The sequence below is a fragment of the Mesorhizobium sp. B2-1-3 genome (assembly GCF_006442495.1).
In the GTDB taxonomy this organism is placed as follows: Bacteria; Pseudomonadota; Alphaproteobacteria; order Rhizobiales; family Rhizobiaceae; genus Mesorhizobium.
In genome coordinates this window covers 125,879-148,832 of sequence record NZ_VFWL01000017.1, presented here as the reverse complement: position 1 = coordinate 148,832, position 22,954 = coordinate 125,879, and the positions used below count along the sequence as shown (strand labels likewise).

The following is a 22,954-nucleotide window of genomic DNA, read 5'->3' as shown; positions in this document are numbered from 1 at the left end:
CCCCTACTCCCCTACTCCCCTACTCCCCTATACATTCAGCAACAAATACTCCCTCTCCCAAGGACTGATCACTTCCATGAACGTCTCGAATTCCGCCCGCTTGATCGCCGCATAGGTCGCGGCGAAGGACTTGCCCAAAAGCGCGCAGAGTTCCTCGTCGCCCTCGAACAGGTCGACGGCTTCGAGCAGGCTGCGCGGCAGGTCGATCTCGTCGGCATTGGCGGTGGTCAGCACCGGAGGTTCGGCCTTGATCTTGTTGGTGATGCCGATCAGCCCGCAGGCGAGCGAAGCGGCCATTGCCAGATAGGGATTGGCGTCGGAGGAGGGGATGCGGTTTTCGACGCGGCGCGCCGCCGGATCCGAGCGCGGCACGCGGAATGCCGTTGTGCGATTATCGTAGCCCCATTTGTTGTTGACCGGAGCCGAGGCGGACTGCGTCAGCCGGCGGTAGGAATTGACGTAGGGCGCAAACATGACCAGCGCGTTCGGCACATGCTTCTGCATGCCCCCGATGAAATGGAAGAAGTCCTCGGTTTCCGAGCCGTCCTCGGCCGAGAAGATGTTCTTGCCCGTCTTCTTGTCGATGATCGACTGATGGATGTGCATGGCGGAGCCCGGCTGACCCTGGATCGGCTTGGCCATGAAGGTGGCGTAGATTTCGTGTTTCAGCGCCGCCTCGCGAATAGTGCGCTTGAACATGAACACCTGGTCGGCGAGTTCGACGGGATCGCCGTGGCGCAAATTGATCTCGAGCTGGCCGGCGCCCTCTTCATGGATGAGCGTGTCGATCTCCAGGCCCTGGCTTTCGGAAAAATGATAGATGTCGTCGATCAGCTCGTCGAACTCGTTGACGCCGGCGATCGAATAACCGGCGCCGCCGCCGATCGCCCGCCCCGAACGGCCGACGGGCGGCGTCAGCGGGTAATCCGGATCCGGGTTTTTGCGCACCAGATAGAATTCGATCTCGGGCGCCACCACCGGTTTCAGCCCGCGCCTGTCATAGGCGGCCAGAACACGCTTCAACACGTTGCGCGGCGTGAATTCCACCGAACGGCCGTCCTGGTGGACGAGGTCGCAGATGACGGCCGCCGTCGGGTCTTCCTCCCAAGGCACCACCGTCAGCGTCGACAGGTCCGGCATGAGCTTGAGGTCGCCGTCGTCCTCCGGATAATGGAAGCCGTTGCCGTCTTCGGGATAGCCGCCTGAGATGGTGGTCATGAATACGGCTGAAGGCAGCGCCAGCGAGGTGTTGGAGGTGAATTTCTTCGACGGCATCATCTTGCCGCGGGCAACGCCGGCCTGGTCAGGCGTAATGCATTCGATGTCTTCGATGCCGCGCCATTGCAGCCATTCGCTGACTTCCTTCCAGTTCTTCACACCACGCAGGTTTTTCACGAAGGCAGGCGTGCGGGCGCGCCCTCCGCGGCTCGACGGACGGACTTCCTTTTTTGCAGGCGGCATCATTCACCAGATTGGGTTGCGGATTTAGGAGTATAGCTGTGCCCGGCGACCGAAGGGAAGGGGAGCAGCCGGCATTGGCCGTTGCGGTTGAAAATCGCGGCTGCGAGATTAGGTTCAGCCTCGTTCACATACGAGAAGGCGTCGATGCAGAAGACCGGCGAACTGACCACCATAGGCTTCGATGCCGACGATACGCTGTGGCAGAACGAACAGTTCTTCCGCATGACCGAGAAGCGCTTTGCCGCCATGCTTGCCGATCACGGCGAAGAGGAACATATCTCGGCACGGCTGCTGGAGGCGGAGAGACGCAATCTTGCCGTCTACGGTTTCGGCATCAAAGGCTTCACGCTGTCGATGATCGAGACGGCGATCGAGGTCACGCAAGCTCGCGTGCCGGCTTCGGTCATATCGGAGATCCTCGGCGCCGGTCGCGAGATGCTGAGCCACCCGATCGAGGTCTTGCCGCATGCGCGCGAGACGGTGGAACGGCTCGCCGGCGCCTATCGCCTCGTGCTGATCACCAAGGGTGATCTGTTCGACCAGGAACGCAAGCTGGCCGGGTCCGGTCTTGGCGATCTGTTCGACGCGATCGAGATCGTCAGCGACAAGAACGCGGCTACCTATGCGCGCGTTTTCAGTCGCCATGGCGACGGCCCGGCCAGGAGCATGATGGTCGGCAATTCGCTGAAGTCCGATGTGGTGCCGGCCATCGAGGCCGGCGGCTGGGGCGTTCATGTGCCGCATGAATTGACCTGGGTGCTTGAACATGTCGAAGCGCCCATTGCCGAACCGCGCTTCCGGCAGATCTCCGATCTCGGACAACTGCCCGAACTGATCGAAAGCCTCGCCGGATAGGCTTGCTTGCCGCCTTCAGCGGTTGACCAGCCGATCAATCACCGGCTGCAAGCGCTCGGGCGTAATCGGTTTGGCCACCACCGCGTCGACGACGTTTGAAAGGCCAAGGCTCTCCGGCGTGCCGTTCTTGGTTGAAAGCAGTACCACCGGAGGGAGCGATTTACCCGAAGCCCGCCGCAACATCTCGATGCCGGGCATCAGAGTGTCGCAGTCCCTGTTATCGGCGCCGCCGTCCAGGACAATCACGGCCAGGACCAGCAAGCGCAAGGTCTTCGCCGCCATCTCGGGTGATTCCGAGATCGGCTTGAGCCCGGACCGCTCGACGATCTTGGAAATCACCACCCGATTGATCGGGGACTTGCCGACAACGAGCACCTGCGAGGTCTGGCGGATCGTCTCCGTGGCTGAATCGCGGGTCACCAGATTCGGATGTTTCGCGCTTTCGTCGTCACGCTTCACTGGGCACCCAAGTCAGCCAAGAAACTCGTCCCATTTCAATGCAGAGTTGAAATCAGGCGACAATTGGCGTGAGATCGCGGTCCCTGTCAAGCCGAAATAAAAAGCTGGGGAAAGCATTCCCGCAGCAGTCAATTCAAGCAACAGTACTGTACTGCTCTGTCCATTCCTTGGTTGCATGAAAATAAAATTCACCTGCGCATACACTGCGCAGGTGAGAGGCGGGCCTGCGCGATCTTCGATCAGCCATGGCTTTGCTGCGTGACGATGACCGGGATCAACAGGTCCCCCCAATTGCCGTCGCCGCCATGGTGTCGTGCCGAGCGCACCAGCTCGACCGAGACGCCGGCTTCCACCGCCTTCATCACCGACTGGTTGAGCCGGTGCAGATCGTTGGCCAGCATGCGGATCGTCGCTTGCTGGTCGATGCTCATCGTGGTCGACTGCTCTTCGGCCCGTTCCTTGACGCGGCTTATCGATGCCATTGGTCTTCTCCTTGCTGTATGCCCTTGGGCGTTTGCCGAGATCCCTGGTTTGCTATTCCGCAGCCGGTTTGAACTGGGCGTGCTCGGTCGATTCATGCATGGCCGTGGTCGATGACCGTCCGCCGGTGATCGCCATCGACACGGCATCGAAATAGCCGGTGCCGACCTCGCGTTGGTGCTTGGTCGCGGTGTAGCCGTTGGCCTCCGCCGCGAACTCGGCTTCCTGCAACTCCGAATAGGCTGCCATCTGCCGCTCCTTGTAGCCGCGGGCGAGTTCGAACATGCCGTAATTGAGCTGGTGGAAACCGGCCAGCGTGATGAACTGGAACTTGTAGCCCATGGCGCCGAGCTCTTTCTGGAACCTGGCGATCGTGGCGTCGTCGAGGTTCTTCTTCCAGTTGAACGAAGGCGAGCAATTATAGGCCAGCAGCTTGCCGGGGTGATGCCTGTGCACGCCCTCGGCAAATCTCCTCGCCTGCGCCAGGTCGGGCTTCGAGGTTTCGCACCAGATCAGGTCGGCGTGGGGAGCGTAGGCGACGGCGCGCGCGATGCAGGGCTCGATACCGTTCCTCACCTGGTAGAAGCCTTCCACCGTGCGGCCGGCGTCGTAGTCGACGAAGGGCTGGTCGCGCTCGTCGATGTCGGAGGTGAGCAGCTTCGCCGCTTCCGCGTCCGTGCGCGCCACGACCAGGGTGGGCGTGCCCATCACGTCGGCTGCCAGGCGTGCGGCATTGAGGTTGCGGATGTGGGCCGCGGTAGGGATCAGCACCTTGCCGCCGAGATGGCCGCACTTCTTTTCCGATGCCAATTGATCCTCGTAATGGACGCCGGCGGCACCTGCCTCGATGAACGCCTTCATGATCTCGAAAGCGTTGAGCGGCCCACCGAAGCCGGCTTCGGCATCGGCGACAACAGGTGCGAACCAGGTATCGACCGAAAGCCCCTTGCCTTCGGAGGTCTCGATCTGGTCGGCGCGCTGCAAGGTGCGGTTGATGCGCTTGACGAGTTCGGGGGCAGCGTTGGCCGGGTAGAGCGACTGGTCCGGATACATGGCCGAGGCGGTGTTGGCGTCGGCGGCGACCTGCCAGCCAGACAGGTAGATCGCCTTCAGCCCGGCGCGCACCTGCTGCATGGCCTGGTTGCCGGACATGGCGCCGAGCGCGTTGACGAAGTCCTCCTCGTGAATGAGCTTCCACAGCCGGTTGGCGCCCATTTCCGCCAGGCTCTGGCGGATCTGCACCGAGCCGCGCAGTCGCGTCACATCCTCCGGCGAATAGGGGCGTTCGATGCCATCGAAGCGGCCCTCGGGGGCCGAGGGTACGAGGTTGTAAAAATCAGTCATGCTCTACTCCGGAGGATTGTTTCTTTGCGGCTCGGCGGCATTCCTCGCCGCGTTCGAATGTGACTGAATTTACAGTGCGAGGCGAAAAGAGCCATGCAAATCGAAGAATCAGGCCATCAATAAGGGAAAATCTGTATTGTGTTTGACAGATGGGCGAGGTAAATTTGTAATTATTGTAAAAAATCGCATGGAAGCGTAGCAGCGACGGCAATGTAAATTCCTGTTAAGGAGCCCTATGGCCGACCAGAAGATATTTGCCGGGCCGCGTATCCGCCGCATCCGCAACGCCAAGGGCCTGACCCAGACGGCAATGGCCGAAGGCCTCGGCATCTCGCCATCCTATCTCAACCTGATCGAGCGCAACCAGCGGCCGCTGACGGTGCAGTTGATCCTGAAGCTGGCGTCCGTCTACAAGGTCGATCCGCATGAGCTGCAGGGCGAAGCGGGCGGCTCTGTCGCGGCCTTGAGGGAAGTGTTTGCCGATCCGCTGCTGGCTGGCGAATTGCCGGGAGACCAGGAACTGATCGAGCTTGCCGAAGCCGCGCCCAATGCCTCCGCGGCCGTGATAAAACTGTTCCGTGCCTATCGCGAACAGGCCGAGCGCCTGTCCGATCTCAACGAGCTTCTTGCGCGCGAGGGGCGGGTGACGGCGCTTTCCAGCGCCCGCCTGCCGATCGACGAGGTGCATGAGATTTTCGAGCGTCGGCCGAACCATTTTGCGCATATCGAGGAAGAGGCGGAAGCGTTCACTTCGGTGCTCGATCCCGGCGATGATTTGTCTGCTGCGCTGAAGGGCTGGCTGAAGCGCGAATACGGCATCGTCGTCAAGGTGCTGCCGGTCGCCACCATGCCGAACTGGCGCCGCCGTTACGATCGCCATTCGCAGCGCCTGTTCCTGTCCGAGCGCCTGTCGCCGTTCGACCAGTTACGCGAAATGGCGATGGAGGCATGCCTGATCCGCATGACCGTCGCGATAGCCGGCGAGATCCAGGCGTTGAAACTGTCCACAGATGAGGCCCGCCGCCTCGCCCGGTTCGAACTCGGGCGCTACGCGGCGCATGCGCTGATGATGCCTTACCAGGCTTTCCACGCGGCGGCCGTTCGTGCCCGCTACGATATCGACGTGCTGCGCTCGCGCTTCGGCGTTTCCTTCGAGCAGGCGGCCAACCGGCTGACCACGCTGCAGCGGCAAGGCGCCTCGGCCGTGCCGTTCTTCATGCTGGAGATCGACAATGCCGGCAATCGCTTCCGCAAAGCCGGCAGCCTGGGCTTTCCGCAAAGCCGCTTCGGTGGCGCTTGTCCCAAGCTTCCCGTGCACGTCGCCTTCAGCCAGCCCGGCCAGATTTTTGTCGAAGCGGTGGAAATGCCCGACGGCGCCGAGTTCCTCTGCATCGCCCGCACGCTGGAGGGGCCGCAAGGCGCGTTCTCCGAGCGGCCGCGCCGCACCGCACTGCTGCTGGGGTGCGACATCGGCTTTCGCGACGACATCGTCTATGGTGCGGCACTTCCCGGCCCGACGGCCAGAAAAGGCGGAGCTGGCGCGGTAGCGGCGACGCCGGTCGGGCCCGCCTGCCGGCTTTGCGAGCGCGTCGGCTGCCTGACGCGCGCCGAGCCGCCGGTGACGCGCCCGCTTGGCCTCGACGAGATGGTGACAGGCCTGAGCGCCTTCGATTTCCAGTGACGCTTCGCAAGGCGGACTTGCCACAATCGCCGGCGGTCTCTGGATCACGCCGGGCCCGCGCCTTTGCGTTACGCGAATGAGGTACGTTTTTGTCGTCCCTTGCGCATTGTGCCGTTCTCAAACATCGACAGTCGTACCCATGACCGACACAGCATCATCGCCGATCGCTCGTTCATCGACCGTCCCGCAGCGGGAGGAGCGCATCGGCTTCCTGCTCGTGTTCCTGTCGGCATTGATGTGGAGTTTCGGCGGCACGATCGCCCGCTTCATCACCGCCGGCGACAGCTGGACGGTGGTGTTCTGGCGTTCCGTGTGGGCGGCCGCCTTCCTGCTCTGCTTCATGGTCTGGCGTGACGGCTGGCGCGGGATGCTGAGGTCGTTTCGCGGCATGGGCCTGCCTGGCCTTGCCGTGGGCTTCTGCTTCGCCACCGCGTCGACCTCTTTTGTCGTGGCGCTTGCCTACACCACCGTCGCCAACATCCTGTTGATGCAGGCCGGCGTGCCGCTGCTTGCGGCGCTGTTTGCCTGGGCGCTCTTTCGCGAAAGAGTGGCGGTCGCGACCTGGCTGGCGATTGCCGCCGTCATCGCCGGTGTCGCCATCATGGTGTCGGAATCGCTGGATGGCGCCGTTTCGCCCATGGGCGACGGGCTGGCGCTGCTGATCGCCGTCATGTTCTCGATCGCCACGGTCATCACCCGGCGCTTCTCCAGCGTGCGCATGACGCCGGCGACCTGCCTCGGCACGATCCTGGCGGCAGGCTTTGCCGCCTCGCAGGCTTCGGCCTTCGCCGTATCGGGCATCGACATGGGTTTTCTCTTCGTGTTCGGGGTGGTCAATCTGGGTCTTGGCCTCGCCTTCTTCGCCACCGGCGCGCGGCTGATCCCGGCCGCCGTTGCCGCGCTGCTAGGCACCTTTGAGCCGATCCTCGGGCCGATATGGGTGTGGCTGATCCACTCCGAGGTCCCGTCGGGCCGCACCATCGTCGGCGGCGCGGTGGTGGTCACGGCGCTGCTCGTCCATATCGGACTGGAGTTCAAGCGACAGACGCGGCCAGTCAGGGCAGGGGTCACCGGCGTGCCGTCGCCGAATTGATGCGGCGCCCTAGCTTTGCCATTGACAAGTTCGCTGCCGCGCGGGCAGGCTGGGACCACGGCAACAACAAGACAGGCTTATCTTGCCAAGTCTCCCCGGCGACCCGATCGAGACCGGATCATATTCCAGTATTTCTGCCTGCGCGGCGGCGAAAGCTTCTGACGATGCGGCGACTCCTTCCAGCCCAGGACAGTGGCGCGCGAGCATCGCTTGCGACAGCCGGCGGCGCGGCAATTGGCGCTTGTCGCCTCCTGGAAAGCTCAATAGTCTGAAGCAAATGCCCGGCCGCGCGGATACCGCGACGCGCCGGCGATGGAACACTCACAAAAGGAGAATAGCATGATCCGCAAAGCGCTCTGGCTTTCGGCGACTTCGGCATTTCTGGCGCTCTTTACGCTCGGCGGCCACGCCGAGGACCGCGTCGTCAATGTCTTCAACTGGTCGGACTATATCGACCCCTCGGTCATCGACGATTTCACCAAGCAGACCGGCATCAAGGTGGTCTACGACACGTTCGATTCCAATGAGATCCTGGAAACCAAATTGCTTGCCGGCGGCAGCGGCTATGACGTCGTCGTCCCGAGCGGCAATTTCCTTGCCCGCCAGATCCAGGCCGGCGTGTTCCAGAAGCTCGACAAGTCGAAACTGCCGAACCTCTCCAACATGTGGGACACGGTTTCGGAACGGACCGCCAAATACGATCCGGGCAATGAATATTCGATCAATTACATGTGGGGCACGGTCGGCCTCGGCTACAACATCAAGAAGGTGCAGGCAGCGCTCGGCACCGACAAGATCGACAGCTGGGACGTGTTCTTCAATCCGGAAAAGCTGGCCAAGCTGAAGGATTGCGGCGTCTATGTCCTGGATTCGCCGACCGACATCTTCCCGACCGCCTTCAAATATCTCGGCATCAATCCTGAGACCACGTCGCCGGACGATTTTGCCAAGGCCGAGGAATTGATGATGAAGATCAGGCCCTACATCAGGAAGTTCCATTCCTCCGAATACATCAACGCTCTGGCCAATGGCGATATCTGCCTGGCGGTTGGCTGGTCGGGCGACGTGTTCCAGGCGCGCAACCGCGCCGAGGAGGCCAAGCAGGGCGTCGAGATCGGCTACGCCGTGCCGAAGGAAGGCGCCGAAATGTGGTTCGACCAGATGGCAATCCCTGCCGATGCGCCGCATGTCGCCGAGGCACATGAGTTCCTGAACTATATGATGAAGCCGGAGGTGATCGCCAAATCGTCGAACGCCGTGCTCTATGCCAACGGCAACAAGGCTTCCCAGCAATTCGTCGACAAGGCGCTTCTGGAGGATCCCGCTGTCTACCCGGACGCCGCGACCTTGCAGAAGCTCTTTACGATCTCGCCCTACGATCCCAAGACCCAGCGCGTCATCACGCGCACCTGGACCAAAATCGTCACCGGTCAGTAGTCAGTCCGAGGAGGCCCGGCAGTCACCCTGCCGGGTCTCCTTCTTTTCGATGGGGCAAAACAGCAGCGGAGTGGCACATGAAATCGCTTGGCAGCATCCGCAGGGATTTCGCGCCTTGGAACGATCCGAACGCCAAGCCATACATTCAGTTCGACAACGTCTCCAAGAAGTTCGGCGACTTCACCGCCGTCAACAATCTCTCGCTGACCATATTCGAGCGCGAGTTCTTCGCCCTGCTCGGCGCCTCCGGTTGCGGAAAATCGACGCTGCTCAGGATGCTCGCCGGCTTCGAGGAGCCGACGGCCGGCCGCATCCTGCTCGACGGCCAGGATCTGCGCGGCATCCCGCCTTATCGCCGGCCGGTCAACATGATGTTCCAGTCCTATGCCCTGTTTCCGCATATGACGGTGGAGAACAACATCGCCTTCGGCCTCAAGCAGGAAGGGATGGCCAAGCCAGACGTCGAAAAGCGCGTCGCCGAGATGCTCAAGCTGGTCAAGCTCGAGCAGTTCGCCAAGCGCAAGCCGCACCAGCTCTCCGGCGGCCAGCGCCAACGTGTCGCGCTCGCCCGTTCGGTCGCCAAGCGGCCGAAGGTGCTGCTGCTCGACGAGCCGCTCGGCGCGCTCGACAAGAAGCTGCGCGAGGAGACGCAGTTCGAACTGATGGACCTTCAGCAGGAACTCGGCCTCACCTTCGTCGTTGTCACCCACGACCAGGAAGAGGCCATGACCATGGCCGACCGTATCGCCATCATGGACAAGGGCGAGGTCATGCAGGTCGCGACGCCGGCGGAAGTCTACGAGGCCCCGGCGTCGCGCTTCGTCGCGCATTTCGTCGGCAACGTGAACATGTTCGAGGGCAAGGTTGCCGAACGGACGGACAAGACGGCGCGCATCACCGGAGCGACCGGCGCCCAGATCCTCGTCGAGAATGCCGGCAATGCCGCCGCCGCGGGCGCCGATATCGTCTTCGCGATTAGGCCGGAGAAGATCAAGGTGTCGTCCAAGAAGCCGGCCGATGGCGTCAATGCGCTGGAGGGCGAGGTTTACGACATCGCCTATCTCGGCGACATGACCGTCTATCACGTCCGGCTGGACGACGGGCAACTCGTGCGGGCAAGCGCCTTGAACGCGGCGCGCATCACCGAGGACCCGCTGACCTGGAACGACCGCGCCTGGGTCTCTTTTCGGCCGGATGCCGGCGTCGTACTGACGCGGTAGGGGGCTGACATGTCCGACATCGCCGCCACCGACGCCGCCCTACCGGCCGCGGCAAAACCGTTGCTGGCGCGGCTGGGCGCCGGCTTCGTCAACCGTCTCGTCATCTTCATTCCCTATCTCTGGCTGCTGTTCTTCTTCCTCGTCCCCTTCATCATCGTCTTCAAGATCTCGTTGTCGCAGACGGCGATCGCCATGCCGCCCTATACGCCGGTGCTTGATTTCAGCGATGGCGTCTCCGGCTTCTTCGCGGGCTTTCGCGATCTCAACTTCGACAACTATGCCTGGCTGACGCAGGACGCGCTCTACTTCAACGCCTATGTCACCAGCTTGATCATCGCGGCGATCTCGACCGTGCTGACGCTGATCGTCGGCTATCCCATAGCCTACGGCATGGCCCGCGCGCCGGCGACGATCCGCCCGACCTTGCTGATGCTGGTCATCCTGCCGTTCTGGACCTCGTTCCTGATCCGGGTCTATGCCTGGATCGGCATCCTGAAGCCCGAGGGGCTGCTCAATCAGTTGCTTCTGTCGCTGCATCTGATCAACCAGCCGCTGGTCATCCTCAACACCTATACGGCGATTTTCATCGGCATCGTCTACTCCTACCTGCCGTTCATGGTGCTGCCGCTCTATTCGTCGCTGGAAAAAATGGATTATTCGCTGATCGAGGCGGCCAAGGACCTTGGTTGTCCGCCGACCAGTGCATTCTGGAAGATCACGTTCCCGCTGTCATTGCCCGGCGTCATCGCCGGCTGCCTGCTGGTGTTCATTCCGGCGGTCGGCGAATTCGTTATTCCCGATCTGCTTGGCGGTTCGCAGACGCTGATGATCGGCAAGACGTTGTGGAACGAGTTCTTCGCCAATCGCGACTGGCCGGTCTCTTCAGCCGTTGCGGTCATCCTGCTGCTGTTGCTGACGGTCCCGATCATGATCTTCCAGCAAGCCCAGGCGAAGGCGCAGGAGCAGGACAAATGAACAGCAGCTGGAGCCGCTTCAACATCACCTCGATCGTGCTCGGTTTCGCCTTCCTCTATCTGCCGATCGTGCTGCTCATCGTGTTCTCCTTCAACGAATCCAAGCTGGTCACCGTCTGGGGCGGCTTTTCGACCAAATGGTACGTGTCGCTGTTCCACAATCAGGGCCTCATGGACGCCACCTGGGTGACGGCGCGCGTCGGCGTCATTTCGGCCACGGCGGCGACCGTGCTCGGCACGTTGGCGGCGCTGACGCTGACACGCTACACGCGTTTCCGGGGCAGGGTACTGTTCTCCGGCATGGTGTTCGCGCCTTTGGTCATGCCCGAAGTCATCACCGGCCTGTCGCTGTTGCTGCTCTTCGTCGCTGTCGGCCTCGACCGGGGCTTCCTCACCGTCACACTCGCACACACCACCTTGACGATGTGCTTCGTCGCCGTCGTCGTGCAGTCGCGCCTCGTATCTTTCGACCGCTCGCTCGAGGAGGCGGCGATGGATCTCGGCGCGCCGCCGGTCAAGACATTCTTCCAGATCACGCTGCCCGTCATCCTGCCCGCGATCGTGTCGGGGTGGATGCTTGCCTTCACGCTCTCGCTCGACGACCTGGTCATCGCCAGCTTCACCTCGGGGCCGGGTGCGACCACGCTGCCGATGAAGATCTACAGCCAGGTTCGTCTCGGCGTGACACCGGAGATCAACGCCGCCTGCACCATTCTGATCGCGGTCGTCGCGGTCGGCGTCATCGTCGCTTCGCTTGCCAATAAGCGTCGCGAGGTCCAGCGCCATCGCGACGAGCAGGCCGCCCAACGCGGCTGAGCATGATCCCGAAAAGTGGGCACCGGTTTTCGCGGACAAACGGTTCCGTTTGTCCAGAGATCATGCCCGAATAGGCTGAGCATGATCCCGAAAAGTGGGAACCGGTTTTCGCGGACAAACGGTTCCGTTTGTCCAGAGATCATGCTTGAACAACGAGGCCGAAAGGCTGCTTATTCGCCCGACACGCCGCGGTTGATCGGCGAAATGAACGGCGTGCTCCATGTCCCCCCAACGAAGAAGGACGATTGCTTGGGGCCTTGCTGGCCGTTTGCCTGCGTGGCGACCTGGTCCGGCTGGATGACACCGCCTGACAGCGCCAGCCCCCGTCCGGCATAGGAGGCGATGCCGGAAAGCCAGATCTTGTATTTCGCCGAATTGGCCTCGGCCTTGTCCAGCCTCGCCACGCCTTTCGAGATGGTGGCCTTCAGTTCGGCGCCATCGATCGGCAGTGTCCCGTCCGAGACGTCGTCAAGTGCGAAGAAGCCGCCCTGTTCGGTATGCTTGAGAAAGGCCGGCAGGTTGAACTTGCTGAGCGCGCCTGGCCCGAAGGTCGCCGAAACCGAGCCGTCGGCGGTTTCAAAGATCGAGTCCCAGGTCCTGCCCGGCCCTTTGAGGATGACGGACACGGTCCCCGTGCCGACCGGCACCAACCGCGTCATCCCGGCCGCCGTGCCGAAAGCGCCGCCATCGATATCGGAAGCCAGCAGCCGGATCTCGACCTGGCTGCCCTCGGGCTTGCGGTCGAAGCGAAGGCTGCTCTGGATGTTGCCGCCAAAGGCCGAGGCATCGGAAATGTCGAAAACGGACAGGCCATCCTTGACCTGCGCCGTGGCGGCGACGTCGGCAAGCTGGATGGAGCCTGCCGTGGCGTGCGCCGCCGACAGCCTGAGGTCGAGATTGACCCGGTCGGCGAAATTCGTGTCGACTTCGCTTGGACCTGCCCCGCTTGCCGGCCCGAGCGGCGTGAAGGCGGACAGGAACGACCTCAGATCGAGCGTGTCGAAGGCGAGCGTGCCGGAGATCACCGGCTGTGCGTCGCCAAGCGACAGGTCCAGCGCACCCATGCCTGGGTTATTGTCGAGGGAGAGTGCGGTGTTCTCGAATTTGACGCGCCCCGCCGTCGCGGTCACCTTGCTCGAGATGCTGACGGAGCCGATCGCGGCGCCCGGCGCGATATCGGCCTGCGACCATTCGAGCACACGCCGCAACGAGGGCGCTGAAAACTTGGCCTGGCCGTCGAAATAGGCGTTTTCGGACATGCTGGCCGTGCCGTCGAAGGAGAAGGTGGCGGGCGCCGCCTTGAACGACAGGGTGAGCGGGGCCATGCCGCCGGCAAACAACACCAGCGGCTTCGGCGATGCGGCATCCACGGCGACGCTTTCGCCGCGCCAGATGCCGGTCGCCGAGAGCGTCGCATTGCTGTTCATCGCCGCCCATGTCGCCTGGCCGCTCAGGCTACTCAGCACCTCTTCGTCCTTGCCGTTGACGGACGCCACCATGCGGCCGTCCCTGAACTCCACCGTGCCGAAAGTGTCGGCCGGTAGCTTGTCAAGATCGGGTTTGGCGGGGTCCGCACCGACCACGCCGCGCGCCACGTCGATGGCGCGTGCGATGCGGCCGCCGGTCGGAGCGGTGGGCAGGAACAGGCCGCTCGCCGTGCGCTGGACCCTGATCGTCGGCCGCACCAGCCGCGCCGTGGAAAACACCACGTCGCCGCGCAGCGCCGCCATGGCCGAGAGGTCGACCTCGACCCGTTCGGCCTCGACGACCGGCGGTGCGTCGACGTCGGTCCACTTCGAAAGCGTCACATCCGTCAGGATCGCCCGGAAGTTCGGCCAGACCTCGATGCGCGGCGAGCCTTCGATGGCAACCCGGAAACCGCTCCAGGCACTCAATTCCCAGGCGATACGATCGCGCACGATACGCGTCGAAGCGATCAGCGGCAGGGCGGCGACCACCAGCGCGATGACGATCACGGCAGCGCCGATCGCCCATGTTCCGCGTCGGATCAAAGATGATGGCATATCGCCCCGTATGCTTTCGTTCCGACAAAAATCGTCCGGCGGGTGTAAACCCGGTCGTCACCACGACTTCCAGTCGTCACTACGACTTCTAGTCGTCACTACGACTTAGGGTCGAGGCATTTCAAGTCTTTATGGCCCGGCGATGGCATTTGCGCACATCTGGACGCCTCGGCCGAACAAAATCTTGCTCTGCTGCGGCGCAATATGCATAAGCGGTGGCGATCCTGGGAGGACCCATCATGGCTGCCGAAGTACCACTCTGGACCCCGACGCAGGACCAGATTGACGCTGCGCCGCTGACCGCCTTCATGAAGGCCGCCGCTGCAAAAAGCGGCATATCCGTGACTTCCTATGCCGACCTTCACCGTTGGTCGGTGGCGGACCGCGAAGCGTTCTGGAGCCTGGTCTGGGATTTTTGCGGCATCGTCGGCGACAAGGGCAGCGCCGAAAGCGAGCGTGTGCTCGTCGCTGGCGAGAAGATGCCGGGAGCGGCCTTCTTTCCCGACGCGATGGTGAATTTCGCCGAGAACCTCCTGAAGAAGACCGGAGCAGGAGAGGCGATCGTGTTTCGCGGCGAGGACAAGGTCGAGCGCCGGCTGTCCTGGAACGAACTGCATGCGCTCACCTCGCGCTTCCAGCAACTCTTCTTGTCGCTCAAGGTCAAGAAAGGCGACCGTATCGCTGCGATGATGCCCAACATGCCGGAAACAGTCGCCGCGATGCTCGCGACCGCCTCTATCGGCGCGGTGTGGTCGTCCTGCTCACCGGATTTCGGCGAGCAGGGCGTTCTCGACCGGTTCGGGCAGATCGAACCCGTCGTCTTCATCGTTCCCGATGGTTACTGGTACAACGGCAAGGCGATCGAGGTCGCCGACAAGATCGCCGCGGTGGCGGCAAAGCTGGACACTGTCCGCAAGGTGGTGGTCGTTGACTATCTCGGCACCTCGGCCGATGTCGCTGATACGATCGATAAGGCCGTGGCGATGGAAGAGGCGCTGTCGCCCTTCGCGGTCAGGCAGGTCACCTTCGAGCGGCTGCCGTTCGCGCATCCGCTCTACATCCTGTTCTCGTCCGGAACGACCGGTATCCCCAAATGCATCGTCCATTCGGCCGGCGGAACGCTGATCCAGCACCTCAAGGAACATCGCCTGCACGCAGGCCTGTTCGACGGCGACCGCTTCTTCTACTTCACCACCTGCGGCTGGATGATGTGGAACTGGCTGGTGTCGGGCCTCGCTTCGGGCGCGACGCTGCTGCTCTATGACGGCTCGCCTTTCTACCCCAATGGCAATGCGCTGTTCGACTTCGCCGACGCCGAGAAGATGACCTTCTTCGGCACCTCGGCGAAATTCATCGATTCGGTACGCAAGGCCGGCCTCAAGCCGATCCAAAGCCATGATCTGTCGACCGTGCGCGCCATCTCCTCGACGGGCTCGCCGCTGTCGCCCGAGGATTTCCGCTTCGTCTACGACGGGATCAAGAAGAACGTGCATCTGGCATCGGTCTCCGGCGGTACCGACATCGTTTCCTGCTTCGTCCTCGGCGTCCCGACTGAACCGGTATGGACCGGCGAGATCCAGGGACCAGGCCTCGGCCTTGCTGTCGACGTCTGGGACGACGACGGCAAGCCGGTCAGGCAGGAGAAAGGCGAACTAGTCTGCACCAAGGCGTTCCCGGCAATGCCGATCGGCTTCTGGAACGACCCCGAGGGCAAGAAATACCGGGCTGCGTATTTCGAGCGCTTCGACAATGTCTGGTGCCACGGCGACTTCGCCGAGTGGACCGCTCATGGCGGCATGATCATCCACGGCCGCTCCGACGCGACGCTCAATCCGGGTGGTGTGCGCATTGGTACGGCGGAGATCTACAATCAGGTCGAGCAGATGCCGGAAATCCTGGAGGCGCTCTGTATCGGCCAGGATTTCGACAATGACGTGCGTGTGGTGCTGTTCGTGCGGCTGGCCGCCGGCGTTCAGCTCGACGAGGATCTGGAGAAGCGCATCCGGGCGAAAATCCGCGCCGGCGCTAGCCCGCGCCACGTGCCGGCCAGGATCGTGGCCGTGTCAGACATTCCTCGCACCAAATCGGGCAAGATCACCGAGCTTGCGGTGCGCGACGTCGTGCATGGCCGCGCCATCAAGAACAAGGAGGCGCTCGCCAATCCCGAGGCGCTCGAGCTGTTCAGAAACCTGCCGCAATTGGCCGAGTGACCGCCCCGCCCGGCATGGTTAATCAAATCTGCCGCGCGAATTTACCTAGATTTCACGAGTGGTACACATTCGTAAATTTTTTCGGGACCTGGTAAGGACTTGTTAAGGCCCGGCGTCGATAGTCGCACGTAACTTGAGGGAGAAATCCCGTTCCTCAGCCCCCGGAGGATCTGAATTCGCTCAAGCCCCCGTTGTGACAGCAAATCCCATCTTTCAAGGCGTCCTGTTGGGCGCCTTTTCTTTTTCAGGCGGTTGGATGGACGGGAGCTTGCCTATTCCGCAAGCACGCGCGTCGACGGGAACGCGATCTCGACCAGGGTTCCTTCGCCGGGCGTCGAGGTGATGATAAAACGGGCGCGGTTCGCTTCAACCATCGCCTTGGTCAACGGCAGGCCGAGACCGGTGCCGTCGCCGCGCCCCCGTTTCAATGCATTGATCTGTTTGAACGGCTTCAACGCCTGCTCGATCTCGGCTTGGCTCATACCGATGCCGGTGTCGCGCACGCGCATGACGACATCGCCTGATGTCTCATAGGCGGTCGAGACGATCACCTGGCCGCCGGCCTGGGTATAACGGATGGCGTTCGACAGGATGTTGAGGGCAATCTGGCGCACGCTGCGCAGGTCCGCCACCACTTCCGGCAGTCGCGACGCGAAGCTGGAGCGAATGATGACGCGCTCGCGGTTGGCCTGCGGCTGCATCATCGCCACCGTCTCGGCCAGTGTGTCGTTGAGCGACACCGCTTCATAGGCCATTTCCTGCTGGCCGGCCTCGATCTTGGAGATGTCGAGAAGGTCGTTGACGAGATCGAGCACATGATTGCCCGATCGGTTGATGTCGCGCAGGTAATCGCGGTAGCGGTCATTGGCCACCGGCCCGAATTTCTCGTCCACCATCAGTTCGGAAAAGCCGATGATGGCATTGAGCGGCGTACGGATCTCGTGGCTGATGCGGGCGAGGAAATCCGTCTTCTGCGAGGAGGCGCGCTCGGCCACCGCACGCGCCTGGGTCAGGTCCTCCTCGGCCCGCTTCCACTGCGTGATGTCGCGCACTACCGCGCAAAAGCCGCTGTCGTTGGGCAGCCGGCCGATGGTCATGAACAGGGGAATGAAGCGGCCCTGCGCCTCGCGGCCGATGACTTCGCGGCCGTCGTTCAGGACGCTCGCCACGCCGGGCTCGGACAGGCCGTCGAGATAATCGCGCGCCGCGCGCTGGCTTTCGATGGCGAACAGCGAGGCGAACGGCTTGCCGGTCACGTCGTCGCTATCGAAGCCGAACAGCGCCTCGGCTGGACGGCTTATGGAACGGATCGCGCCGTCACGGCCGATCAGCACGACGCCGTCGGTGGCGGTATCGATGATGGTGCGCATCTCGGCGATGCGCGCCTTGAGCTCGGAAATATCGGGCTGCGTCTGCTCGTCGCCGGCCGCATGCAGTGCCGCCGGTGCCTCATCCTCGCCCGAACGGCGCACCACCAGCATCAGCGCCTTGCCGTCGCGCCACGGCACCGAGCGCAGGATAGCCTCGATTGGAAATTCCTGCCGGCCATGCGTCTTCAGCCGCAACGCCCGGTCGGCGCCCTCGGCGGCGCCATCATGGCCATAGGGATCGGCAAACAGCGCGCCCAGCCCGCCGGCATCCGCCAGTTCATCGAGCGTCTCATAGCCTGTCAGGACGAGAAACTCCTCGTTGGCGTAATGAAGTTCATCCCCGGAATGGATGAGCAGCGGCACGGGCAGCTTGCTCAGGAGCGAGGTGTCGGGAGCCTTGCTCTCGTCTCCGACCGCAAAGGCCGACGGCACGAACCCTTCGAGCTTGAGCGGAGGCACTTTGAGGCGTGGCCGCTCGACCGGAGCCTCCACCGCGTCGCTTGTGCCGGCGGCCCCCTCGGCGGTTGCGGCCTGCTCATCGGACGCGGACGCTTCCTCGTCCCCGACCCAGTCCTCACTGTCCTCGGCATCGCGAAAATCGGCCGATGTCATGCTCTCGTCGTCGGCAATGTCATCGTTGGCGCCGGCGACGGTCGGTTCGCCTGCCGCCGCGACGGGCTCTTCGCTCTCCCGTTCCGTCTGCGCCGCCGCCGGTTCGGAAGCCGGGGTCTCGTCATTGTTGTCGGCGATCGGCGCTGGTTCCTCGCTCCGCTCGGCATAGTCGAGCAGCGAACCCGTCACTCCGGCTACCGTGTCGGCGGGCTCCTCATCAGCCGTTTTGTCCGGCCGTTCGCCATCGAGCCGGGCGAGGTCCTCTGCATCCTCGGCATCGACATCGGTTTCGGACGGCTCGGCCGGTGCGGCTTCGCCCTTTGGCGCAAGGTTTTTGCGGGCGTCCGCTGGTTTCTCGGACGGCCCCGCCGGCGTTGCCGCCTCCGGTTGCCCGGCATCGTCCGGACCCGGTCTTTCGGCCTCCGGCTCGGCCGGGCTGCTTTCCTTCTTCAGCCGCTCGCCGATCTCGCGGAAGGCGCTGCGTTCCAGGGTCGACAGACCCTTGTCGTTAGCCGGCTGGCGATGTTCGGCCAGACGGATCACCTTGTCGGCAAAGCGGCGTTCAGGCTTCGGCACGATGGTCAGCGCCGGCACCTCGCCCCGGAACGGGTCCGATGGCTTCAACTCCTCGGTCTTCGGTTCCTCGGGTGCGGGTTCGACCGGTTCCGACGCCGGGGGTGCCTCGCTGTTGGGCACCAGCGCCATGCCGATCGCTTCAGGATCGACGACGGCGTCGCCGGCGCGGGCGACGCCGAAACCGCGGAAGCCCTCGAAGGCACGGCTGCGGCCATAGACGGGCAGGGCCGCCAGGTCGACGGGGATCTTCAGGTCCGTGCCGACGACCGGCCACAGCACGGAACGGCCGGACCAGGTGTCGCGCCGCTCCAGGAGACCGGCGATCTCGCCGGACGCATCCAGCCCGAAGGCCGCCGCGACGTCCCTGAAGCGCCGGCCGATGACATCCGCTGCCGGCTTGCCGACGACGTCGGCGAATTCCGGCGACAGCGCGCTGAACCTGCCCTCGGCGTCGGTGCGCCAGACGAAACGCATCGGCGCCGCCGTGCGATCCACGGTCCTGGCGGCCGGGGCTGCCAGGCTAGGTAGAGGCTGGACATCGTGCTTCGCGTTCTCGGCTGGACCTTCGGCGACAGCTGACGAAGGTGCAGCTTCGGCATCCGGCGCGGCTGGGCCGCGCGCATGCCTCCCGTCCTCGCCGGCATTGAAATACCAATGGTCGTGCTGTGCCGGCGTACCGCTTGCCGCCGGTTGTCCGGGTTCTGCCGACGCCGGCTCCTGCACGGCCGCTTTGGCAGCGGCTTGTGCCTCCGGTTCCGAGATGTCCTTGGCGACGCCCTGTGAGCGGTCAGATCCTTCGGAACGCTCGGCCGCTGGAATTCCCTCCGCCAGCGCACCGTCGTCGAGTCTGTTTTCGTCGATCACCACCAGCAAATGCCGCTCAGGCGTCAGTCGGGCGAGGCCCGCCGGATAGGATGTGCCGCCGCCCGGGACCAGGCGCTTGACGATGCGGTCGCTCTCATTCGCGACGTCGGCCACCAGCGCGGCCAGCGTCGCGGGCTCGATGCCGAGCTGCGAAAAGCTCTCCGATGCCGCTTCGACATTGCCGCTGGCGTCGATGAAGGCGATGAAATGACCATCTTCCGTGAAGCCGCTGATGGCCCTGCCGGCGATTTCGGCCGCACTGCGCGAGCCGGTCTGGGCCGCCGGCACCGCCAGCATGATGGCGTTCTCGCCGTCGGGCAGCGCCACAGCACTTGCAAGGAAACCGATGGCGCGGCTGGACATGCCGGTCGCCAGCCTGACCGTGATGGTGCGGTCGCTGCCGATGTCGGGAAATCCACTGGTTGCCATGATCTGGCGGCGGGCGATCAGCGGCAGCCGTGCCTCGGCGCCGATGATGCTTTCGATGTCGGGATAGCCGAACACCGCGGCACCCGGTCCATTGGCCCAGATCACCTGCTCCAGATTCGCCGACAGGATCGCGATCGCGTCGCCGGCGGCGAAGCGCTGGCGGACCGCGTCGAGCACGGCGACGTCAAGAAAGGAATATTCGGACGGCATGCGCTGGCGAAATCCTCATGCAGCGGGCATTTTTGCAGTTAACGCTTTGTTAATAAAAGCCGGCGGCGCGAAGGTCCACAAGCCAGAACGTGCATAGGCCTGAATTTCGGCTCTTGGTTAACGGCCGAAACGGAATCTATGGTGCAGTGCAACAAAGATATTGCAATGCACAAAAATTGCCTTTATATTGCCATCATACATGAACGAGACGGCTTTCCGTCAAAGCCGCTACCGCTGAAAAGGATGGAAAATGTCCAGGACTAAGACTGCCGAGACCATCGAAAACGTTGAATTCCCGAGCTTTGACGCTTCCAAGGCCACCGACCAGATCCGCGCTTTCGCCGAGAAGGGCGTCGAGCAGTCGAAGGAGGCTTACGCCAAGCTCAAGACTGGCGCCGAGGAGACCCAGAAGGCCCTGGAATCCACATACGAGTCCGCCAAGACCGTTTCCAGCGACCTGTCGCTCAAGACCGTTGCCGCACTGCGCGCCAATGCCGAAGCGGGCTTTTCGCATCTCGAGGCGCTGATCGGCGCCAAATCGCTGTCGGAAGTCGTGGAGCTGCAGACCGCGTTCCTGCGCAAGCGCGTCGAAATGACCGTCGAGCAAGCCAAGGAGTTCCAGACCGTCGCCTCCAAGGCGGCCGAGGATGTCTCCAAGCCGATCAAGACCGTTTTCGAGAAGGCGATGAAGGACATCAAGGCCGCCTAATATTTGCGCATGATCGGAAGATGTAACAAAAGGTCGCATTTTCTTCGAAATGATCGTGTGTATGATGGCAGCCATCAACGAATACCCGGTCGGCGGAACCTCCTCCCTCCGCCTCCGGGGTGACCAGCCAGCACCTCCTCCCGCTGGCTCGTAACAGGAAAAGGCCGGCACCTCCTCCCGCCGGCCTTTTTCTTGTCCGCAGATCCGCTTCCATGTGGGCAAGTGACCTTTGCTTTGCAAAAGCCTTGAATTAAAATCCATAAGCCCGTAAGGACGCATCGCCGAACGACAGAGCGCTCGAGGGGACTATGTTCCGCCGATCCCGCTCAGGCAGACGTGCCGTTGTAGCTCAGCTGGTTAGAGCGCCGGATTGTGGATCCGGAGGTCGCTGGTTCGATCCCAGCCAACGGTACCATCGGCTTTCCTCTAAACAACTGGTTTGCTAATAAAATTTTGACCGTGGACTTCCGGGCTTGCTCTGTAAAGTGACAGCCTGCTCAGGCTGTCGAAACCGCCGAAGTGATCCATATGCATGTGCGTCACGAAGACGTGCGAGATCCGCAGGAATTCGGGCGGCGAAAGCCTCGAAAGATCTCCGAGATCGAACAGCATGGCCCTGTTGCGGAAGCGGAAATCCAGTAGCAGGCCCGGATCGGAAAAGGTTCGTTCACCAAGCGCGGCTGGACAAAAAGCGTGACTGGGAGAAGACCGCCGCGAGCGATGCTGGCTTCCTCCGTTCAGCTTCTCTTTGCCCGACCGGCATATTGGTCGACCGCGCCGGCCATCTGGAGCATGAGTGTGTCCATGGAGATGGAATTCCCGCCATAGGGATAGAAGTCGGATTTATCGCCTTTCTTCCATTTCTCCCGCAGCTCGGGTTCGGTGATGTCCCAGTCGCGATAGGTCCTTTGCGCCAGTTCGCGCAGTTCTGCGTGCAATTCGGCGGTGGAGGGGCGGCCCCAGTAATAGTAACCGTTGTAGACCTTGAAGACTTCGAGGTCCCGCCCGAGCACGATCGTGTGCGGGATCATCACGTCGTGCGTGGTGTCGGTGTATTCCTTGATGTCCAGGTCCTTCTGCACGAGCCGTTCCTCGTCATAAAGAAAGGGCCAGGGCGCGGAGGTCTGCTGGCGGTAATTGTTGGTCGTATGCCAATCATCCGTGGTGATCGTGACGAGCTGTGTGTAGCCGACGACCAATTGCGAGTGAAACCGCACCAGTTCGAGCATTTGCTGCCGGTCTTTCGGACAGAAGAACCCACGCGTCAGCATCACGATCATCAGCTGGTCGCCCTGCAGGTCCGACAGCCGCCGTGGTGTCTTGGTGTGGTCGGGAAGAACGTAGTCGGGGAACTTCGCGCCAGCCACAATGTCTTGTCTCATTTTCAGTCGCTCCCATCGATCCGGTTCTGTAACTCCCGAACAAAAGACTCCCCCCCCATGTTCCTTGATTCCAGGCAAGCCGATATGACGGCCGTCTGCCGTCGAACCGGCGACCCCATCGAGAGCGCATCCAAGTCGAGTTCGCCATCGACGATCGGCTTGCCGCCCTTTTCCAAACTCGAGCTTCGACCGGTTTTCGGTGCCTGCTTTTGAGTTCGTCAATCACTCCCTTGATCATCGCTAAACGGATTTCCGCGTAACCGCCGTGTAGCGCGTGATGGCACCCTCGTCGGGATCCTCTCGCTGAAAATGCACGGTAGCGTCGGCTGCGGCCGACAATCCGCCGCTCTCAAAGTGTCGGCTCGGGAGAACGTGTTGTAGCCCGGCAAAACCGCAGCGCTGATCCGTTCAGCGAATTCCGCTGGCCAGTCACCAGGCCGAAATACGGACGCGCCGGTCACGCCATGCGTGATGACCTTGGTCATTGCCAGCCGGGTAGGAAGCACGCCGCCAAAGAAATCTTTTGGGCCTGCGAGGGACGCTGCGGATGTTCCGATGATCCACACCTTTGGGCTACATGCCCTGCAAAAGTTCGAGATCATCACACATGCGGTGTAACGAACCAGGTCATTGGCCAGAAGCTGAGGAGGTGCCAGTATATGGACCAGCGCACGCTTTGCGCGGTTAGGCCATGGCCGTCCTCTAAATCGCGAGATTGCAGATAGGTCCCATCATGCCCCCTGCTTTT

16 protein-coding genes and 1 tRNA gene are annotated in these 22,954 nt (G+C 62.6%); 10 read left to right on the top strand and 7 right to left on the bottom strand.

Annotated features, from left to right (window positions below; genetic code table 11):
- Positions 1-27: 27 nt before the first annotated feature.
- Positions 28-1,464, bottom strand: a complete 1,437-nt coding sequence (locus FJ973_RS24305) for a glutamine synthetase family protein (RefSeq protein WP_181168616.1) — start codon at positions 1,462-1,464, stop codon at positions 28-30.
- Between the two features lie 141 nt (positions 1,465-1,605).
- On the opposite strand from FJ973_RS24305, the gene FJ973_RS24300 reads away from it, so the two are divergent.
- The gene (locus FJ973_RS24300) at positions 1,606-2,316 is read left to right on the top strand and encodes an HAD family hydrolase (protein WP_140498531.1); all 711 of its coding nucleotides are present in this window, start codon (positions 1,606-1,608) and stop codon (positions 2,314-2,316) included.
- Positions 2,317-2,331: 15 nt separating this feature from the next.
- Here FJ973_RS24300 and FJ973_RS24295 read toward each other — a convergent pair whose 3' ends face one another.
- The 3 genes from FJ973_RS24295 to aceA form a co-directional block, all read right to left on the bottom strand.
- A complete protein-coding gene (locus FJ973_RS24295) occupies positions 2,332-2,775 on the bottom strand; it encodes a response regulator (RefSeq protein ID WP_140513394.1) in 444 nt (147 codons plus the stop codon).
- Between the two features lie 239 nt (positions 2,776-3,014).
- Positions 3,015-3,257: a hypothetical protein gene (locus FJ973_RS24290; RefSeq protein ID WP_140498529.1), complete on the bottom strand. Its 243-nt coding sequence runs from the start codon at positions 3,255-3,257 to the stop codon at positions 3,015-3,017.
- A gap of 52 nt (positions 3,258-3,309) precedes the next feature.
- A complete protein-coding gene (gene aceA, locus FJ973_RS24285) occupies positions 3,310-4,599 on the bottom strand; it encodes an isocitrate lyase (RefSeq protein ID WP_140498528.1) in 1,290 nt (429 codons plus the stop codon).
- Between the two features lie 235 nt (positions 4,600-4,834).
- Here aceA and FJ973_RS24280 point away from each other — a divergent pair, with 235 nt between their 5' ends.
- The 6 genes from FJ973_RS24280 (at position 4,835) to FJ973_RS24255 (ending at position 11,820) form a co-directional block, all read left to right on the top strand.
- The gene (locus tag FJ973_RS24280) at positions 4,835-6,280 is read left to right on the top strand and encodes an XRE family transcriptional regulator (protein WP_140558070.1); all 1,446 of its coding nucleotides are present in this window, start codon (positions 4,835-4,837) and stop codon (positions 6,278-6,280) included.
- A gap of 139 nt (positions 6,281-6,419) precedes the next feature.
- Complete coding sequence (locus FJ973_RS24275) at positions 6,420-7,373, top strand: DMT family transporter (protein WP_140498526.1); 954 nt, start codon at positions 6,420-6,422, stop codon at positions 7,371-7,373.
- Between the two features lie 339 nt (positions 7,374-7,712).
- The gene (locus FJ973_RS24270; RefSeq protein WP_140558069.1) at positions 7,713-8,810 is read left to right on the top strand and encodes a polyamine ABC transporter substrate-binding protein; all 1,098 of its coding nucleotides are present in this window, start codon (positions 7,713-7,715) and stop codon (positions 8,808-8,810) included.
- 77 nt (positions 8,811-8,887) lie between these two features.
- A complete protein-coding gene (locus tag FJ973_RS24265; RefSeq protein WP_140513400.1) occupies positions 8,888-10,030 on the top strand; it encodes an ABC transporter ATP-binding protein in 1,143 nt (380 codons plus the stop codon).
- A 9-nt stretch (positions 10,031-10,039) separates the two neighbouring features.
- Positions 10,040-11,005 (top strand): ABC transporter permease subunit, encoded by a 966-nt coding sequence (locus FJ973_RS24260; protein WP_140498523.1) that lies wholly within the window; start codon positions 10,040-10,042, stop codon positions 11,003-11,005.
- The gene (locus tag FJ973_RS24255) at positions 11,002-11,820 is read left to right on the top strand and encodes an ABC transporter permease subunit (RefSeq protein ID WP_140558067.1); all 819 of its coding nucleotides are present in this window, start codon (positions 11,002-11,004) and stop codon (positions 11,818-11,820) included. The genes FJ973_RS24260 and FJ973_RS24255 overlap by 4 nt, the downstream gene beginning before the upstream one ends.
- A gap of 170 nt (positions 11,821-11,990) precedes the next feature.
- Here the strand turns inward: FJ973_RS24255 and FJ973_RS24250 are convergent, their stop codons facing one another.
- Entirely contained in the window at positions 11,991-13,844 is a 1,854-nt protein-coding gene (locus FJ973_RS24250; protein WP_140498521.1) for an AsmA family protein, read from the bottom strand.
- Positions 13,845-14,083: 239 nt separating this feature from the next.
- Here FJ973_RS24250 and FJ973_RS24245 point away from each other — a divergent pair, with 239 nt between their 5' ends.
- Positions 14,084-16,054 (top strand): acetoacetate--CoA ligase, encoded by a 1,971-nt coding sequence (locus FJ973_RS24245; RefSeq protein ID WP_140558066.1) that lies wholly within the window; start codon positions 14,084-14,086, stop codon positions 16,052-16,054.
- Between the two features lie 272 nt (positions 16,055-16,326).
- Here the strand turns inward: FJ973_RS24245 and FJ973_RS24240 are convergent, their stop codons facing one another.
- On the bottom strand, positions 16,327-20,115 hold the full coding sequence (locus tag FJ973_RS24240) for a histidine kinase dimerization/phospho-acceptor domain-containing protein (RefSeq protein WP_140558064.1): 3,789 nt from the start codon (positions 20,113-20,115) through the stop codon (positions 16,327-16,329).
- A gap of 250 nt (positions 20,116-20,365) precedes the next feature.
- Here FJ973_RS24240 and FJ973_RS24235 point away from each other — a divergent pair, with 250 nt between their 5' ends.
- Both FJ973_RS24235 and FJ973_RS24230 read left to right on the top strand, forming a co-directional pair.
- Positions 20,366-20,824, top strand: coding sequence for a phasin (locus FJ973_RS24235; RefSeq protein WP_140498518.1), 459 nt, complete (start codon positions 20,366-20,368; stop codon positions 20,822-20,824).
- Between the two features lie 338 nt (positions 20,825-21,162).
- Positions 21,163-21,239, top strand: a tRNA-His gene (locus FJ973_RS24230).
- A gap of 322 nt (positions 21,240-21,561) precedes the next feature.
- Here FJ973_RS24230 and FJ973_RS24220 read toward each other — a convergent pair.
- On the bottom strand, positions 21,562-22,206 hold the full coding sequence (locus FJ973_RS24220) for a redoxin domain-containing protein (RefSeq protein WP_140498517.1): 645 nt from the start codon (positions 22,204-22,206) through the stop codon (positions 21,562-21,564).
- Positions 22,207-22,954: the final 748 nt, after the last annotated feature.